Origin of the sequence: Pseudonocardia xinjiangensis (assembly GCF_050948425.1) — a bacterium.
Taxonomy (GTDB): domain Bacteria; phylum Actinomycetota; class Actinomycetes; order Mycobacteriales; family Pseudonocardiaceae; genus Pseudonocardia; species Pseudonocardia xinjiangensis.
Map to the genome: position 1 here is coordinate 4,879,673 of NZ_CP192009.1, position 15,991 is coordinate 4,895,663.

At 71.0% G+C, this 15,991-nt stretch carries 15 protein-coding genes; 5 read left to right on the forward strand and 10 right to left on the reverse strand.

The genetic code is table 11. From position 1 onward, the window contains the following. Positions 1–63: 63 nt before the first annotated feature. Together ACQPZA_RS22945 and ACQPZA_RS22950 are read right to left on the reverse strand one after the other, a co-directional pair. The gene (locus ACQPZA_RS22945; protein WP_433273601.1) at positions 64–738 is read right to left on the reverse strand and encodes a M23 family metallopeptidase; all 675 of its coding nucleotides are present in this window, start codon (positions 736–738) and stop codon (positions 64–66) included. 258 nt (positions 739–996) lie between these two features. Beyond that, entirely contained in the window at positions 997–1,248 is a 252-nt protein-coding gene (locus tag ACQPZA_RS22950; RefSeq protein ID WP_433273603.1) for a hypothetical protein, read from the reverse strand. Positions 1,249–1,403: 155 nt separating this feature from the next. Between ACQPZA_RS22950 and ACQPZA_RS22955 the strand changes: the two genes are divergently transcribed. Next, positions 1,404–2,003, forward strand: coding sequence for a kinase (locus ACQPZA_RS22955; RefSeq protein ID WP_433273605.1), 600 nt, complete (start codon positions 1,404–1,406; stop codon positions 2,001–2,003). Between the two features lie 60 nt (positions 2,004–2,063). Here the strand turns inward: ACQPZA_RS22955 and ACQPZA_RS22960 are convergent, their stop codons facing one another. Together ACQPZA_RS22960 and ACQPZA_RS22965 are read right to left on the reverse strand one after the other, a co-directional pair. Next, on the reverse strand, positions 2,064–2,804 hold the full coding sequence (locus tag ACQPZA_RS22960) for a YoaK family protein (protein ID WP_433273607.1): 741 nt from the start codon (positions 2,802–2,804) through the stop codon (positions 2,064–2,066). Positions 2,805–3,296: 492 nt separating this feature from the next. Further along, a complete protein-coding gene (locus ACQPZA_RS22965; protein ID WP_433273609.1) occupies positions 3,297–4,646 on the reverse strand; it encodes a Rieske 2Fe-2S domain-containing protein in 1,350 nt (449 codons plus the stop codon). A gap of 197 nt (positions 4,647–4,843) precedes the next feature. On the opposite strand from ACQPZA_RS22965, the gene manD reads away from it, so the two are divergent. The 3 genes from manD (at position 4,844) to ACQPZA_RS22980 (ending at position 9,676) form a co-directional block, all read left to right on the forward strand. Further along, positions 4,844–6,055: a D-mannonate dehydratase ManD gene (gene manD, locus ACQPZA_RS22970; protein ID WP_433273611.1), complete on the forward strand. Its 1,212-nt coding sequence runs from the start codon at positions 4,844–4,846 to the stop codon at positions 6,053–6,055. 112 nt (positions 6,056–6,167) lie between these two features. Further along, the gene (locus ACQPZA_RS22975; RefSeq protein ID WP_433282943.1) at positions 6,168–8,381 is read left to right on the forward strand and encodes a GH92 family glycosyl hydrolase; all 2,214 of its coding nucleotides are present in this window, start codon (positions 6,168–6,170) and stop codon (positions 8,379–8,381) included. A 29-nt stretch (positions 8,382–8,410) separates the two neighbouring features. Beyond that, positions 8,411–9,676 carry a glycosyltransferase gene (locus ACQPZA_RS22980; protein ID WP_433273613.1) on the forward strand — a complete coding sequence of 422 codons (1,266 nt, stop codon included), beginning with the start codon at positions 8,411–8,413 and terminating at the stop codon, positions 9,674–9,676. On the opposite strand, the gene ACQPZA_RS22985 is transcribed toward ACQPZA_RS22980, so the two are convergent. After that, positions 9,673–10,854, reverse strand: a complete 1,182-nt coding sequence (locus tag ACQPZA_RS22985; protein WP_433273615.1) for a C45 family autoproteolytic acyltransferase/hydolase — start codon at positions 10,852–10,854, stop codon at positions 9,673–9,675. The genes ACQPZA_RS22980 and ACQPZA_RS22985 overlap by 4 nt on opposite strands. Positions 10,855–10,877: 23 nt before the next feature. Further along, positions 10,878–11,420 (reverse strand): GNAT family N-acetyltransferase, encoded by a 543-nt coding sequence (locus tag ACQPZA_RS22990; RefSeq protein WP_433273617.1) that lies wholly within the window; start codon positions 11,418–11,420, stop codon positions 10,878–10,880. Positions 11,421–11,964: 544 nt separating this feature from the next. On the opposite strand from ACQPZA_RS22990, the gene ACQPZA_RS22995 reads away from it, so the two are divergent. Continuing rightward, entirely contained in the window at positions 11,965–12,342 is a 378-nt protein-coding gene (locus tag ACQPZA_RS22995; RefSeq protein WP_433273619.1) for a hypothetical protein, read from the forward strand. A 158-nt stretch (positions 12,343–12,500) separates the two neighbouring features. Here ACQPZA_RS22995 and ACQPZA_RS23000 read toward each other — a convergent pair whose 3' ends face one another. Genes ACQPZA_RS23000 through ACQPZA_RS23015 form a run of 4 tightly spaced genes read right to left on the reverse strand, consistent with a single transcriptional unit; the run spans position 12,501 to position 15,983 of the window. Further along, entirely contained in the window at positions 12,501–13,478 is a 978-nt protein-coding gene (locus ACQPZA_RS23000) for a biotin-dependent carboxyltransferase family protein (RefSeq protein WP_433273621.1), read from the reverse strand. Next, positions 13,475–14,371, reverse strand: a complete 897-nt coding sequence (locus tag ACQPZA_RS23005; protein WP_433273623.1) for a 5-oxoprolinase subunit B family protein — start codon at positions 14,369–14,371, stop codon at positions 13,475–13,477. The genes ACQPZA_RS23000 and ACQPZA_RS23005 overlap by 4 nt, the downstream gene beginning before the upstream one ends. Continuing rightward, a complete protein-coding gene (locus ACQPZA_RS23010) occupies positions 14,368–15,726 on the reverse strand; it encodes an acetyl-CoA carboxylase biotin carboxylase subunit (protein WP_433273625.1) in 1,359 nt (452 codons plus the stop codon). Before ACQPZA_RS23010 ends, ACQPZA_RS23005 begins: the two co-directional genes overlap by 4 nt. Then, on the reverse strand, positions 15,723–15,983 hold the full coding sequence (locus tag ACQPZA_RS23015) for an acetyl-CoA carboxylase (RefSeq protein WP_433273627.1): 261 nt from the start codon (positions 15,981–15,983) through the stop codon (positions 15,723–15,725). The genes ACQPZA_RS23010 and ACQPZA_RS23015 overlap by 4 nt, the downstream gene beginning before the upstream one ends. Between the last annotated feature and the right edge of the window lie 8 nt (positions 15,984–15,991).

Consider the following 15,991-nt stretch of genomic DNA (forward strand, 5'->3'; position numbering starts at 1 on the left):
CGCGTGATCCGTGCGGGACGCGGCGGTCCTGACCGGGTCTCTCCGCGACGCAGGCCGGCCGCGTCACAGCGGTTCGACGACCTCCGACTCGCCGGGGACGCCCTGCTCGACCTCGACCGGCGGCCCGTCCGCCCGGCTCCACAGCCGGTAGTCCCGGAAGGACATGGGGAGGCCACGCGCTGCGAACGGGTCGGCCGAGTCCATGACCTGGATGTGCAGGTGGGGCTGCGTGGAGTTGCCCGAGTTTCCGCAGGCGCCCAGCTCCTGGCCGAGCGCGACCGGCTCGCCCTCGCCCACCCGGATCGAGCCGGCGCGCAGGTGGGCGAGCACGACGTACCCGGCATGACCGGCCAGCTCGAGAATCACGTGGTTGCCTGCGATGGCGCCCGCACCCCCGCGGACCCGGGCCGCCTGGGTCAGGGCGTAGGGCAGCAACGCGAGCTGCGACCGCCGCGCCTCGTGGTCGGTCTCCCCGTCGTGGACCGCCACCACCCGGCCGGCCGCCGGTGCGAGGATGGGTTGGCCGAAGGCGAAGAACCGGTCCGCCGGCTCCGTGGACACCAGCGTTCGCCAGTCCCGCGTCATTGCCGTGCGCCGTCCCCTGACGGCGATGAAGTCCACGGCGTACGTCGTGGCGAAGAGATGGGTGCCGTGGCTCGGGACGCGCCGCGCCGGGCTGTTGCGGGTGAGCCATGTGCCACGGAACGGCAGCGTGAGTGCGACGTGGTCGAGGGTCATGGTGGCCCCTCCCGTGTCACGCACTCGTGGCCCGGCGGCGAACCCTACCGTTACGGCTCGGTGCGGCACCGCTCCGTCGCCACGGTCGGCCGGGCCGTCACGATGACCTCACCGCCGCAGTTCCAGCAGCTCGGCTCGTTCTCCGGGTCACGCCCTTCGACATCGCACGTCCGGCACAGCCACTGCGCAACGACGTGGAACCTCATGGCCGTCTCCCCTCCGGGTGGGAACCACCCTGGTACCGGATCACCGCTGCCGTCATGCGGCGTCGGTGATCTGGAGGTCCAGTTGCAGGAACATGCGCCGCTCGAGCAGCAGGTCGATGTCCGCCCAGAGGTCCTGGATGGAGCTCGCCGATTCCGCGCCGTCGATCCGCCGGTACAACCAGGCGATGTGGTTGTCGACCGCCGAGACGTCGGGGCAGGCATACGGAGTGCCGCGTACTCCGATCACCGAGATGAGGTACACGTCGTGGGCGCGATGGCCTGACCCGGCGCTCCGTTTGGGCATACCACAAGCGTCGCGGCCACACCTGCTGCGCGCATTACCGCCAGCAACCGTCGCGGTCTGGTGCTGGCCGGGGTGGACCACCCCTGCTGGCAGGGAGCCACGCCGGCACGTCGCCCGCGGCTTTCCCCGGCCGAGGCCTCCGCCACGATGAGCGGATGGTGAACGAGGGGCCGAGGACGACCGAGGATGCGCCGGTCGGAAGCCCGGACACGTGCCTGGTCATCCTGCGTGGCAACTCCGGATCCGGGAAGTCCACCATCGCCCGCGCCGTCCGCGACCGCTACGGCCGCGGCTGCGCGCTGGTCGAGCAGGACTACCTGCGCCGGACGGTGCTGCGCGAACGCGACGTGCCGGGCGGCAACGCCGCCGCGCTCATCGAACACGTCGTCCGTTTCGCCCTCGACGTCGGCTACCACGTCATCTGTGAAGGCATCCTGCACGGAAGCCGCTACGGCCCGATGCTCACCCGTCTCGCACACGCGCACCGGGGCGCGACGACGGTTTTTTACCTCGACGTGCCCTTCGACGAGACCCTGCGTCGCCACACCGGCCGTCCGCAGGCACGCGAGTTCACCCCCGACGACATGCGCGGGTGGTACGTCCCGCACGACCTGCTCGGCATTCCCGGCGAGCAGGTGATCGACGGCAGCAGGTCCCTCGACGACGCCGTGGGGCTCGTCGCCGCGCACCTCCCGCCGATCGCCACACCGTTGCCCGTCGCGAACGGCAAGGAGGAGTGGCGACCGCGCACATGACGGGGCTCCCGTGCACGCGAACCGGGTGCACGGGAGCCGCCTGGTGGACTTGTCGGTCGGCTACCGCCGTTGGGCGTGGTCCTCCTTCAGGGAAACCGCAGCGATCACGATCACGATCCCGATCACGATCACCGGCAGGACCGCGGCGTACGGGTGCGCGTGCTTGAGCAACCAGGTGCCCACGAACGCGCCCAGGATCAAGGCCACGACGACCCCGGTCAGGCGACGTGCCGCGGGCGCCTTGTGCGACCAGGTTGCGGCACCGGTTGCCAAGGTGATGAAGGTGGCGGTCGCGGCCGTGGTGGAGATGCCCGGCACGTGGAGCGACCGGATGGCGTTCATCTGCATGCCCAAGGCGAACGCACTCAGGGCGACCAGGATGTTCTCGACATCGCTGGACAGCGGGAAGGCGACCCACAGGGCGAGAAAGGCGACCTGTGCGACGAGCGCGACCCCGAGTGCGGCCGACACGCGGCGCGGCCAGACCTGGAAGACTTCGTCGTCCTCCAGTTCCTCGTCGCCGTCGAACGCCTTCAGGATCCGCACCGCCACCATCGCGCCTATCGCGAACGCGGCGAGGGATATGAGGACGCGTACCTGGTCCGGACCATCGGGCGGCCGGACGCCGGCGATACCGAGACCGAGAAACACGATGTTTCCGGTCTGGAACGCCGTGAAGACTTTACCGAAGGAAATGAAACAGACCGCCTCGTAGATACCTGACGCGAACGCCAAGCACACGAGCAGCCGATCCCGGACCGCCAAAAGGCCTGGTGACGCGGTTGCGGCGGCCAGGTCCACACTACGGTCGTCCGGTCGGTCGTCAGGTCTGGTACTTCTGGACGTGGTCAACCGATTTCACCCCCATCGCGGAATTCGCGCGGCGTCACGCTGACGCACACGCCGGCGCTCTGACGTCTCCGCAAGGGTCGGTCGATCCCGCTGATGCTCGACGTCGTCGTCTTGTACACGCCGACTACGTTCAACCGCCGTTTCGCTGATGTCAAGCTCGGATTCGAGTCGGTACTTCCGCTGTAACAACCTTCCCGCACTCCCGGTGCGGTTTCGCCGGATTCGGATGCCGGCGCAATCGGTCGGTTGTTGTCAATCGCCCCGGATGGGCCGTTCCGGTTCAATCGGACGAACAAGGATCCGGCACGACCGGCGCGGCATCCGACGGGGTGAGGAGCGAGAGAAGACTGCCGACGCTCCGGTGCTCGGCTATCCGTCCGGAAACCACGCCCATGGCGTCGACGACTCGAACCGACCCTCGCGGCAGGCCCGGGGCAGCGGTCAGGACCCCGCGACGGGAGCGCGGTCGGATGCCCAGGCGATGTCCATCTCCTTGACCAACGGATCCTCGTTGGTGCCGAGAATGCGCCACTCCTCGCCCGGCTCCAGGATCTTCTCCGCCGAACGGACCTCGCGGTAGTCGTGGTCGGCGGAGGTGGCAGGCGCCGCGCCGCCGTCCCGGACGTGCTTGGCTGCGGCGATCAGCAGCCGGCGCATCCGGATGATCGCCTTGTCGGAGGTGCCCAGCCGCTCCTGGGTGCGGTCATAGATCGGACCCATCGACTCGGTCACCATGAGGTCCTGGCTGGCGAACTCGGCGACGCCCGAGTAGGTCGTCGACCGCTGCTCGTCACGGTCGATGCCGTAGTCGTTCTCGGCCGTGTACTCACGGGGGACGATCCCGTTGCCGTTCACCTCGGCCCGGGCGAGCCGGAACGGCGCCACCGCGAACAGGTTCGCCCCGCCCACGCCGCGGGAGTTGTCGATCACGCGGGTGGTGAAGCTGTACCGCCAGCAGTTCTCGTCGTCGATCGGCACGAACATGCTCTGCCGGACACCGAACGGAATGGTCGCGACAGCCGTGTTGTACGGGTAGCAGAACGCGGTCATCCGGACGTGGGTGAACCCGTTGGGAGTGGTGCGGATGCCGGCGTACTTGAAGCCGTACCAGGTGTCCTCGATCTCCAGTCGCGGCGCCCGGTCGTGGCGCCAGAACTTCCACGACATCGCATTCGACGGGTAACCGGGCTTGTCGCTGCCGTCGTCGGGGATGTCGTCGATGCCGTCCCACTGGTGCAGCCACGAGACGTGGGAGGTGTCGAGGTTGCCCTCCATCGCCTGCACCCAGTTGCACGTGGTGTGCATCTTCGTGGCGGCGACGTGCTCGGGCGCGAGGGACTCGGTGCCGAAGTCCCGGAACGGGGTCATCTCCTCCGGCGGGCCCATGTAGGTCCACACGATCCCCCCCGACTCGTGGGTCGGGTAGGCCGTGAGCTTCACCTTGCCCTTGAAAACGCTGGTGGACGGCTCGCTGGGCATGTCGACGCACGCGCCGTCGGCGTCGAACTTCCAGCCGTGGTACGGGCAGCGCAGCCCGCACTCCTCGTTGCGTCCGAAGTAGAGCGACGCGCCGCGGTGCGGGCAGTTCTCCTGGATCAGCCCGACCCGGCCGTTCGTGTCGCGGAACGCCACCAGGTCCTCACCCAGCAGCCGCACCCGCACGGGATCGCCGTCGGGGGTGGGCGCCTCGCTGACCAGGAGCGCCGGGGTCCAGTAGCGGCGCAGCAGCGCGCCCATCGGCGTGCCGGGCCCCACGCGGGTCAACAGCTCGTTGTCCTCGGCTGACAGCATTCGTCCTCCTCGCCGCGACACCGTCCGGGCGCCCACCATGGCGTCCGAATGTGCATTGCTAACCATAACGGCCGCCACCGGCAGTGGCAACGAGATTGTTAACAATCTGGCCCCGCCGGATGCGGTCAAGCGGCTTGATCGTCGGCCACGGACGCTGAACGCTCGAACCCCGACAGCTCCCCCACGGAAGGAACCCCATGCGGATCACCGGAGCGGACGTCATCGTCACCAGCCCGGGACGCAACTTCGTCACGCTCGCGATCACCACCGACGACGGCCTGACCGGCTACGGCGACGCGACGCTCAACGGCCGCGAGCTCGCGGTGGCGAGCTACCTCGCCGACCACGTCGCCCCCCTGCTGATCGGCCGCGACGCGCACCGGATCGAGGACACCTGGCAGTACCTCTACCGCGGCGCGTACTGGCGGCGCGGCCCGGTGACCATGGCCGCCATCGCCGCGGTGGACGTGGCGCTGTGGGACCTGAAGGCGCAGGTGGCGGGGCTGCCGCTGTACCAGCTGCTGGGCGGAGCGAGCCGTAGCGGGATCCGCGCCTACGGGCACGCGAGCGGGCGCGACCTGCCGGAGCTGCTCGACTCGATCCGGGCCCGCCGGGAGCAGGGCTTCCGATCCATCCGGGTGCAGTCCGGCGTGCCGGGGCTGGAGACGATCTACGGCATCTCCGACGCCGCCGACCGCACGTCCGGGGACGGCCGCCACCCGCAGCCGCCGGAGGAGATCTGGGACACCCAGGCCTACCTGCGCCACCTGCCGACGGTGTTCGAGGCGGTGCGCAACGAGTTCGGCCCCGAACTGCCGCTGCTGCACGACGTGCACCACCGGCTCACGCCGATCCAGGCGGCGAAGCTGGGGAAGGCGCTCGAGCCCTACGACCTGTTCTGGCTGGAGGACTGCACACCGGCGGAGAACCAGGACGGCCTGCGGCTGGTCCGCCGGCACACCACCACCCCGCTGGCGATCGGCGAGGTCTTCAACTCGGTGGTCGACTACCAGACGCTGATCCGCGAGCAGCTGATCGACTACGTCCGCTCGGCGGTCACGCACGCCGGCGGCGTCACGGCCATGCGCAAGCTGTTCGACCTCGCCGCGCAGTACCAGATCAAGTCCGGCATCCACGGCCCCACCGACATCTCCCCCGTCGGAATGGCCGCCGGGCTGCACCTCGACCTGGCGATCCACAACTTCGGCATCCAGGAGTTCATGCCGCACAGCGCGCAGACCTACGAGGTGTTCCCGCACTCCTACACGTTCCGGGACGGCTACCTGCACCCCGGCGAGACGCCCGGCCTCGGCGTCACCGTGGACCGCGCGGCCGCGGCGCGGTTCGAGTACCGGCCCGCCTACCTCCCGGTGAACCGGCTGCGGGACGGGACCGTGCACGACTGGTGACATTCGGTCCATTTCGGACACTTCGAGGCGGGCGGCGAGTTCACACCGGCGCAACCTCCAGGTCGCACCCGCCATCCATACTCTGGCCATCCTTCACGACGTCGACCCCTTCATCGGGACCGCCGCGACGAGCCTGCCTCCCGCGAGCGGTCTCGCAGCGACCTGGTGGTCCCCCAAGCCGCAGGTCGGCAACACCCACCCCGGCGCCACGTCGCCGCTGGGCATGGTGTCGGCGTGCGCCTACTCGGGGGCGTACCCCACCGGTTACGGGCGCTACGCGAAGAGCACCGAGGGCGTGCCCGAGGAGATGCTCGAGTCCCTCCAGGCGTCGGGCTTCACGCACTTCCAGCAGTCCGGCACCGGCGCGATCCGCAAGTACTACAACTACGTGCGGGTCACGCCGATGGTGCAGCCACTGGACGACCTCGGGGAGGCGTGGCCGCTGCAGGACGAGACGGCCGCGGCCGGGTACTACGCCGCCACCCTGGACACCGGCATCCGGTGCGAGCTCACGGTGGGCGAGAAGACCGCCGTTCATCGCTACACGTTCCCCGCGAGCAGCAGCGCCCGTCTGGTGCTCGACCTGTCGTGCGGCGGCCTCGCCATCGAGCACGGCCGGACGGTCCCCCTGCGCGCCCACGTGGAGAGCCTCGGGCACGGCCGGGCGCAGGGCACGGTCGTGATGGAGGGCGTGCCCCTGTCGGTGTACGTCGAGGTCCACAGCCCGAACTGGCGGCAGATGCTCTGGTACGACCGCCGGCTCGTCGAGGGCGGCACCCGGCTCGACTTCGACAGCATCCGGCAGACCACGCTGCGCCCCTTCGGGCTGCTGTTCATGGGCCGCTCGCTCGCGGGCCAGGCGGTCGAGGTGCGGCTCGGTTTCTCCCTGCGCGGCTGCGACCAGGCCCGGGAGAACCTGCGGCGCGAGTGCGGCGAGGGGGAACAGTCCTTCGACGACGTCAGGACCCGGACCACCGCACGGTGGGCCGACCACCTCGACCGCGTCCGGGTGGACGGCGGCACGCCCGCGCGGCGGACGGTGCTCACCACGGCGCTCTACCACTCGCTGATCAAGCCGTGCTTCGGCGACGACGAGAGCCCGTTCTGGCCGGCGTCGGGCCCGTTCGCGTTCGACGTCTGCACGATGTGGGACATCTACAAGACCCAGATCCCGCTGATGATGGCGATCACGCCCGACCGGGCCGCCGACCTGCTGGAGTCGTTGATCCGGGTCTGCGAGGAGGAGGGCAACTTCCCCATCGGGTACCGGATGGCCCGCGGCGCGGACCGGTTCTTCCGGCAGGCCAGCGCGCTCGCCCACACCGCGCTGGCCGACGGCCACGCCGCCGGGATCGGCGACCTGGACTGGAGCTGGGCGCTCGTGCACATGGAGGCCGACCTGCGACGCCTCTACGGCGAGGACTTCTTCGAGCACGGCGTGGCCTACCCCATCTCGCACACGCTCGACCTCGCCTATGCACACCAGTGCACGGCCCGGATCGCCCGGGCACTGGGCGACAAGAGGCTGGCCGACGAGCTGGACGCGCGGAGCCGGCTCTGGGTGAACGCGTTCGACTCCTCCACCGGCCTGCTGCGCGACTCGGAGTTCTACGAGGGCGGCAAGTGGAACTACTCGTTCCGGCTGCTGCACGACATGCGGGCGCGGGTCGCCATGGCAGGCGGCGACGACGCGTTCGTCGCCATGCTCGACGCGTTCTTCGGCTTCGGCGCAGGCCCCGTCACCCAGCCCGGCCGGCGTCCCTCGCCCACCACGATGGCCGCGGGCTACGCCCTCAACCGGTTCGAGGGGCTGAACAACGAACCGGACATGGAGGCGCCGTGGGCCTACCACTACGCGGGACGCCCCGACCGGACCGCCGAGCTCGTGAACGCCGCCCTGACCTGGCAGTTCGGCACCGGCGCCGGTGGGCTGCCGGGCAACGACGACTCCGGTGGGCTCAGCTCGTGGTACGTCTGGGCCTCGCTGGGGCTGTTCCCGGTGGCGGGCCAGAGCCTGTTCCTGGTCAACACGCCGGCCTTCTCCCGGGCCGCGCTCAGGGTTGCCGGCGGCGAGTTCGTCATCGAGACCACCGGGCACCGAGATACGCCGATCGGCGCCGACGGCGCCGAGACGACACCCCCCACCCAGTACGTGCAGTCGGCGACGCTGAACGGACGGCCATGCGAGACAACCCACATCAGCGCGGCGGACGTGTACCGCGGCGGCGTCCTGCACGTGGAGCTCGGCCCGGAGCCGTCCCCATGGGGACGCTCGGCCCGCCCTCCCTCGCTGTCCGACTGCCGACCGGAGGCAACGAGGGCGTAGAGCGTCCCGAGCGGCGGCTCGTCATCGTCGTGCGCGCGGACCCGGTGATCTGCGGCCACTCCGGCGAGGCCCGCAACCTCGCCGAGGTGGCACTGACCCGGGGGTTCGACGACGTGCGCCTGTTGACGTGGCCGATCGCGACGCTGCAGGCCGCCGGGCTGCCGCTCAAGCCGCTGGACCGGCTGCAGCCCTACAGCGCCGGGATCACCGTGGAGCGCCCGGAACCCGTCGGCGACTACCGGGTGCCGGACGGCCGGCACCTGGCCGGTCTCACCGGGCGGCTCGTCGAGCTGCTCGCCGAACCGGTACCGACCACGTGCCTGTCGATGTACCTGGCGCCGCACGCGAACGTCGTCATGGACGCCGTGACGGCGGCGGACGCGGCCGGCGTCCTCACCGACGTCCACACGATCGCCAAGGCGGTGGGATCGGACATCACCAACGTCATCCGCTCCAGCCTGCGCGAGCAGCGGTTCGGCGCCGCCATCACGACGCTGACCACCTACCTGGCCCACGACGAGGTCGTGGCGGTCTCCGAGTACACCCGCGAGCAGATCGTCGCCTCCGCCGAGGACGTCGACCGGCACTGCGGCACCCTGTTCGCCCAGCAGTGCCGCGCCAGGGTGACCGTCAGCTACCCGCCGATCGACACCTCGGCCTACCTCGACCTCGATCCGCAGGCGGTGGACGCCGCGCTCGCCCGGCGCGGCCTGCACCGCGACGGCTATGTGCTGTTCCTGTCCCGGGTGACCAGGGCGAAGGGCATCCACGACCTGGTGGCGGCCTACGCAGCGTCGCGGGCCCGGGAGCAGGTCAAGCTCGTCGTCGCAGGCACCGGCCCGGCACTGGCCGAGGTCCGGGAGCTGGCGGGCGACGACGACCGCATCGTCTTCCTCACCGACGTCGACGACGACGAGAAGCCACTGCTGATGCACGGCTGCGCCACCTACGCCCTGCCCACCAAGGAGGAGCCGGACTTCGTCGAGACGTTCGGCATCGCGCTGGCGGAGAAGCTGCTGGCCGGCGGAGGGCCCGTGATCACCGCGCTGACCGGCGGCTCCGGAGAGGCCGTCGGCGACGCCGCCGTCATCGTGGAAGCCGGCAACGTCCCGGCCCTGACGGCGGCGCTGGACCGCGTGGTGCTGGAGATGTCGGAGCACGAGCGCCGCTCCCTGGAGCGGCGCGGCCGTGAGCACGCCATGGCCTTCGACCGCGCCCGGGTCTTCGACGACCTCTTCCGCACCGAGATGCCCCCACGCCGGACGATCACGTCGCTCGGGCCCCACGACGACTAGCGCTCGCCCAGCACGGCTGCCGGGACGGCCACCGCGAACTCCAGCTCGGGGCTGTAGCGCGGCGCGCCGTCCGCCGCGTCGCCCAGGTAGAACTGCGTCGCCATCGTGCCCAGCTCCAGGTCGAACACGGTGCGCCAGACCGTCCGGACGGGGTATCCCGTGTCGGTTGTGGCGTCGACGCGCACCGCGTCGAGAGCCTCGCGCATCCGGTCCCCGGACAGGCCCTCGCCCGCCGAGCGCTCGGAGATCGTGCGGTAGCGCTGGTAGGTCAGCATCGTCTCCGCGTTGTCCACTGGGAGGTCAGCCGGGTCGCGGTGGCGGTGCAGGAGGTGGTTGGTCACGCAGAGCGCGCCGCCGGCGGCCCGGACGACGTGCTCGTCACCGCCCGGACCACGCTCCCAGACGAAGGCGTCCCCCGAGCGGTCGGCCACGAGGTAGTGCAGCGGGGTGCCCAGGTCGTACTGCTTGGCGCCGAGCAGCGCGTCCACCGCCTCGGCGGCCGTCGCGCAGGTGTCGAGCAGGAAGCGCGGCAGCTGGACGCTGGAGACCCCGACCTGCGGGCCGGCGTCCACCGGACCGGACGCGGACTCGGCGTCGGCGATCAGCAGGGCCACCGCGAGCCCGTGCTCGTTGATGCCCTCCATGCAGCCGTCCAGCTCGTTCATGCTGAGCACGGTGGTGGCCGGTCCGCCGTCCGGCACGCTCGTGAGCACGTGCGGCCGGGAGGACATCGGTGGCTCGTTCCCGTCCGGGGCCGGGGCGCCGGCGAGCAGCGCGAACAGCGCCGTCGCGCTCGTGGTGAAGAAGTCGTAGTTCCGGCCGAGCACCGCGCGCCCGTCGACCGTGCTCGCCGGCGGGTAGTAGCTCGCCGAGCAGGCCGATCCGGTCGGGATGCCGGTGAGGCCGTCCAGGTACACCTCGTCGGCCTCGAGGTCGAGACCGAGCGCCTCCGCCGCGCCCTGCATCCGCTCCAGGTGCTGGGGCCAGTGCCGGGCGAACCAGGCGCGGCGGGCGCGGGCCTTGACCCGGTCGGCGGGGACCGGCGTCCAGTCGTAGGCCTGCCGGGCCTGAGCTGCGAGCGCGCGGCCGATCTCGACCTGGCTGCCGGACGCGGTGACGTGCCGCACGGCCAGGAAGTCGGTGCTGCTGCCGGCGACGGTCTCGGTGGTGACGGGCATGGTTCCTCCGGTTCGGGTGGGGTTCAGGGACGGGGGTCGCGCCACATGGGCCACAGCGGCGGACCGTCGGGCAGGGTGATCGGATCGCCGGTGACGCGGAACCCGTGGCGCTCGTAGAGCGGCAGGTTGCGGGGCGAGCTCGCCTCGAGGTAGGCGGGCACCCGGGCGTCGTCGGCCCGGGAGAGGCGGTCACGCAGCAGCGCCCCGCCGAGCCCGCGGCCCTGCGCGTCGGGCCGGACGCCGAGGAACACGAGGTAGAGGTGCGCGCGGCCGCTCGGGTGCCGCCGCTCGGTCAGGGTCATGAAGGTGCGCAGCCGCACGAGGTGGTCCGGGAGCGACTCCACGTCGGATACGGGCGGCTCCGCTCCCCGCGGCAGCCAGACGGCGACGGCCGCTCCGTCGGCGGAGACGGCGAGCTCGCCGAGCGCCGCCGACTGCTGCACGACCGGACGGAACACCCGCTCGGCCGCGCCGCCGGGAAGGAGCCACCGCGCCACGGGATCCTCGGCGAACGCCGCCACCAGGGCGCGCACCGCGGCCTCGCAGTCGGGAGTTGTCGTCGGCATGCGTACACCGTATGAGCAGCGTCGATGACGACGCGAGTACGAGCAGTGCACTTCCCGTAGTGCACCAGTAAGCCCGATCGATCCGGGTGGGAAACGCGAGCTCGCCGCCGTTCCATCACCAATACGTACTAGTGCAGTTGAGTCGTCTCGTGACCTGGACGGCCCGGCAGCACGGCCGCACGGATCGGGTCGCCGGCATCTCGTGTTCGTCCGGTGTGGCAGCACCCAACATCACGAGTGAGGACGAAGCCATGGAACCCGTTTCGGTGGTCGACGGCAGCGCGCCTCAGGAGAACCCGAACGCGACGGGCAGCCCGGCACGGGTTCCCCCACTCGGGAGCCCCGCGCGAGCCGATCCGGTCCTGCCCCACCTCGGATACCTGCCAGCATCACCCCGAGGACGCCCGTCAGCACCTGACGATGACGACCGCTGGCGGTGATGCGCAGGAGTGGGTGTGACCGCGATGCTGCTCGTATGAAGCGGAAACCGGTCCCGCTCCTCGTCGGTGGCGGAATCGGTGGTGATGGTGGGGAGGTCGGCGGCATGAACCAGCGGGAGCCCCGTGGTCAGGTGCGCAGCTCGACCGATCATGACTTGGCACACTGGCTGTCCGCGGAGGACCAGGCGGAGGACGCCGGCCGGCTCGACCCCGACGATCGGCTCACATGCCACGTGCACGGCCGGTGGATCCACCAGTGCGTCTCTTCACCGGTTCACGTCAACCCGGTCACGCGACACCGCTGGTGTCGTGACTGCGCAGCGGAGCTGACCGTTGCGGTGGACGAACTCGCACGCACGGTGACGATGCGATGCCCACAGTGCAACCTGGGCAGTAGCGCCGCCACCGCCCGGCTGTTGACGGCCTGCCGTGCCAGCCTCAGCCAGGCCGGCCGCAAGATCCAGCCCCGCCTCGTGGCTTGACGCAGTGACGTCGGGTGTGAACGCCGGTAGCGCGCCGCAGCCGCAGCGCGTTCATCGGAGGTGGACTCGACGCGCACGGCCTGCGCGTGGCCCGGCGGGAGCCGGCGTTGCGGACCCGTGCCCGACGGACCATGCCGCCACGGTGGTCAGGCTCGCTCTCACGACCGGTCCCCCTGAAGGGCCTCGGTCAACCGGCCGGTGCGCGCTCGGTAGTCGGCCCGAGCGGCGAGGGCGCCGTCCAGGTCGACCGCGACGAACCGGGTGCGGGTGTTGGGAGCCGACTGCGCAACCATGTCGAGGTCGCCGGACAGGACGGTGGCCACCATCATGTAGCCGCCGCCCGACACCGCGTCGCGATGCAGGATGATCGGCTCGACGCTGCCAGGCACCTGGATGGAGCCGATCGGGTACGGCGCGTCCACGATGTTGGACGGGTCCTGCCCCGCACCGAACGGGGCCTCCCGCTCGACGGTCTCCAGCTCGGCACCCTTGTAGCGAAAGCCGATGCGGTCGGCCACCGGCGTGAGCGTCCACGTGACGCCGAGGAAGCTCTCCCGGCCCGCGGCGGTGAGTCGGTGGTCGTAGAGGCCCATCATCACGCGGACCTCCACGTCCTTGGAGTAGGACCGCCGCAGGTCGAGTGGCACGCTGCGTCCCGGCGTCGCGCCAGACGATGCGCCGACGGGGAGCTTGTCGCCGGTCTGCAGGGGGCGGCCCGCGAAGCCCCCGAGGGCGCCGAGGCCGTAGGTGGAGCGGCTGCCGAGAACCTGGGGCACGTCGATCCCGCCCGAGACGGCGAGGTAGGCGCGCGCGCCCGCCGTCAGGTAGCCGAAGTCGAGCACGTCGCCCGCTGCCACGGGAAACGACTCCCACAGCGGCCGCTCCTCGCCGTTGATACGCGGGGTCATGCTCGCGCCCACCACCGCGACGACGGCGGGCGCCTCGAACGCCAGCTCCGGTCCCATGTAGACGATCTCCAGCGCCGCGGCACCCGCCGGGTTGCCGACCAGCAGGTTCGCTGCACGCAGCGCGTACTGGTCGAGGGCACCTGATGGCGGGATGCCGACGTCGTAGTACCCGGTGCGGCCGGCGTCCTGGACGGTCGTGGACAGGCCGGGCTTGCGTACCTCGATCACCGCAGCACCTCCAGCAGCCGGGCGTTGTAGCCGTCGGGGTCGTCGAGGAACTCCTGCAGCGCGAACTCCGCCGGGGCCGTCCGGATCCGGAACGTCCCCGCCTCGACCTCGGCGACGTGCGCGTCGTACTGCTCGCGGTCGATCGGGGTGTACTTCACGATGTCGCCGGGTCGGAAGAACACCATGAAGTCGGTGAAGTCGGGCAGCTGCTGGGTGGGGTCGTAGATCGGCGCCGGGGTGATGCCGAACATCTGGTAGCCGCCCGCGCCGCGCACCGAGTAGATGCAGGCGAAGCAGCCGCCGTAGCCCACGGTCTGCTTCGGGGTGTCGGTACGCGGGCGTAGGTACTTGGGCACGATGATCGCCCGCTCCCGGGGCACCATCTGGAACTTGAACGGCAGCCCGGCCACGAACCCGACCATGGAGACGAACCACGGCGAGCCGGCGTGGGCGTCGATGAACTCCTCCACCGTCGAGTAGCCGTTGATCCGTGCCGCGTACTCGATGTCGGTGGCGTCCGGGTCCTGGTGGCGGTCGCGGAAGCGCATCTGCGTCTCGGTGGTCCACGGGTCGCGGTAGAACACCGGTATCTCGACGACCCGGGTGGGCAGCGCGAGGTCGTGCGCGTCGCCGACCTGCTTCTCGAGGTCCTGCAGCAGCCCCAGCAGCTTCCGTGGCTCGAGCACGTCCGGGTCGTAGCGCACCTGGTAGGACGCGTTGGCCGGGCAGATCTCCAGCACGCCCTCGGGGCGGATCTCGCGCAGCGCCTTCGTGATGGCCATGACCCGGAAGTTGGCCTGCAGGCTCATCTCCTCGGCCAGCTCCACGAACACGAACTCGTCGCCGCCCCAGCTGTAGCGGGCGGCCTGCACGTCCGTCACCGTCACGTTCACGTTGCTGCCTCTTTCCGCTCGGCCAACCACTGCTCCAGCGCGCCGGTGTGGAAGTCCGCCGCGGCGAACCAGTCCTCGCCGAGGATCTCCGCGCCCAGCGCCGCGGTGGTCGGCACGCCGTCCAGGGCGAACTCCCCCAACGCACGGCGCCCACGGCGAATCGCGGTCTCCCGGTCCTCACCCCAGACGACCACCTTGGCCAGTAGCGAGTCGTAGAAGGGCGGGACCGTGGCGCCGGGCTCCAGCCACGTGTCGACGCGCACCCACGGCCCGGCGGGCAGCACCAGCCGTTCGACCTTGCCGGGCGAGGGCAGGAAGTCCTTCTCGGGGTCCTCGGCGCACACGCGGAACTCGATCGCCGACCCGCGCGCGACGATCTCGTCCTGCGCGAACCGCAGCCGCTCCCCCGCGGCGATCCGGAGCTGCTCGGCCACGAGGTCGACGCCGGTAATCAGCTCGGTGGTCGGGTGTTCCACCTGGATCCGGGTGTTCATCTCGATGAAGAAGAACTCCCCGGTGTCGTCGTCGACGAGGAACTCGGCAGTGCCCGCGCTCGTGTAGCCCACCTCCCCGGCCAGCCGCACGGCCGCCGCCGTCATGGCCTGCCGAACGCCGTCGTCGATGCCGGGGGCGACGGCCTCCTCCACGACCTTCTGCCTGCGCCGCTGGAGCGAGCACTCGCGTTCGAACAGGTGCACGACGTCGTGCCCGTCTCCGAGCACCTGCACCTCGACGTGCCGGGCGCGGCGGAGGAAGCGCTCCAGGTACATCGCGCCATCGCCGAACGCGCTGGCGGCCTCCTTCGACGCCGCGGGGAACGCCGAGCGCAGGCCGGCCTCGTCCGCGACGACCCGGATGCCACGCCCGCCGCCGCCCGCCGCGGCCTTGAGCATGATCGGGTAGCCGATCTCGGCGGCCGCGGCGACCGCGGCGTCGACGTCCGCGACTCCGCCCGGGGTGCCGGGCACGGTCGGGACACCGGCTGCTGCGGCCACCTGGCGGGCACGCACCTTGTCGCCCATCTGCTCGATCACCGCAGCCGACGGCCCGACGAAGGCCAGGCCCGCGCCGGCGACCGCCGCGGCGAACGACGCCCGCTCGGAGAGGAAGCCGTAGCCGGGATGCACGGCATCGGCACCGGTCTCCGTGGCCGCGTCGAGGATGGCGTCGGCGAGCAGGTAGCTCTTCCCCGCGGGCGGCGGCCCGATCTCGACAGCGGCATCGGCCAGCCGGACGTGCAGCGCGTTCGTGTCGGCGGTGCTGTGCACCGCCACCGTGGAGATGCCCAGGTCCCGAGCAGCGCGCACGATGCGGACCGCGATCTCGCCGCGGTTGGCGACGAGGAGACGCTTCACCCCTGCCCGTCCGAGGACGACTCGATGACCGCCACCGGCTGGCCGGCATCGACGACGTCCTCGTTCTCCACGAGGAACTCCACGACCGTGCCCGCCGCACCCGCGGACACCTGGTGGAAGGACTTCATGACCTCGACCAGGCAGACGGTGTCGTCCGCGCCGACGGTCTGGCCCTCGGCGGCGAACGGGTCGCTGTCGGGGTCGGGCCTCCGGTAGAACACGCCGGGTATCGGCGAGACGACCTCGTGCCGGGCCATGGGGCTCC

Excerpts from the sequence above, each read along its gene's own strand:
- ACQPZA_RS22945 (WP_433273601.1), bottom strand. The coding sequence starts at position 738 with ATGACCCTCGACCACGTCGCACTCACGCTGCCGTTCCGTGGCACATGG.
- ACQPZA_RS22950 (WP_433273603.1), bottom strand. The coding sequence starts at position 1,248 with ATGCCCAAACGGAGCGCCGGGTCAGGCCATCGCGCCCACGACGTGTAC.
- ACQPZA_RS22955 (WP_433273605.1), top strand. The coding sequence starts at position 1,404 with ATGGTGAACGAGGGGCCGAGGACGACCGAGGATGCGCCGGTCGGAAGC.
- ACQPZA_RS22965 (WP_433273609.1), bottom strand. The coding sequence starts at position 4,646 with ATGCTGTCAGCCGAGGACAACGAGCTGTTGACCCGCGTGGGGCCCGGC.
- manD (WP_433273611.1), top strand. The coding sequence starts at position 4,844 with ATGCGGATCACCGGAGCGGACGTCATCGTCACCAGCCCGGGACGCAAC.
- ACQPZA_RS22985 (WP_433273615.1), bottom strand. The coding sequence starts at position 10,854 with ATGCCCGTCACCACCGAGACCGTCGCCGGCAGCAGCACCGACTTCCTG.
- ACQPZA_RS22990 (WP_433273617.1), bottom strand. The coding sequence starts at position 11,420 with ATGCCGACGACAACTCCCGACTGCGAGGCCGCGGTGCGCGCCCTGGTG.
- ACQPZA_RS22995 (WP_433273619.1), top strand. The coding sequence starts at position 11,965 with ATGAACCAGCGGGAGCCCCGTGGTCAGGTGCGCAGCTCGACCGATCAT.
- ACQPZA_RS23015 (WP_433273627.1), bottom strand. The coding sequence starts at position 15,983 with ATGGCCCGGCACGAGGTCGTCTCGCCGATACCCGGCGTGTTCTACCGG.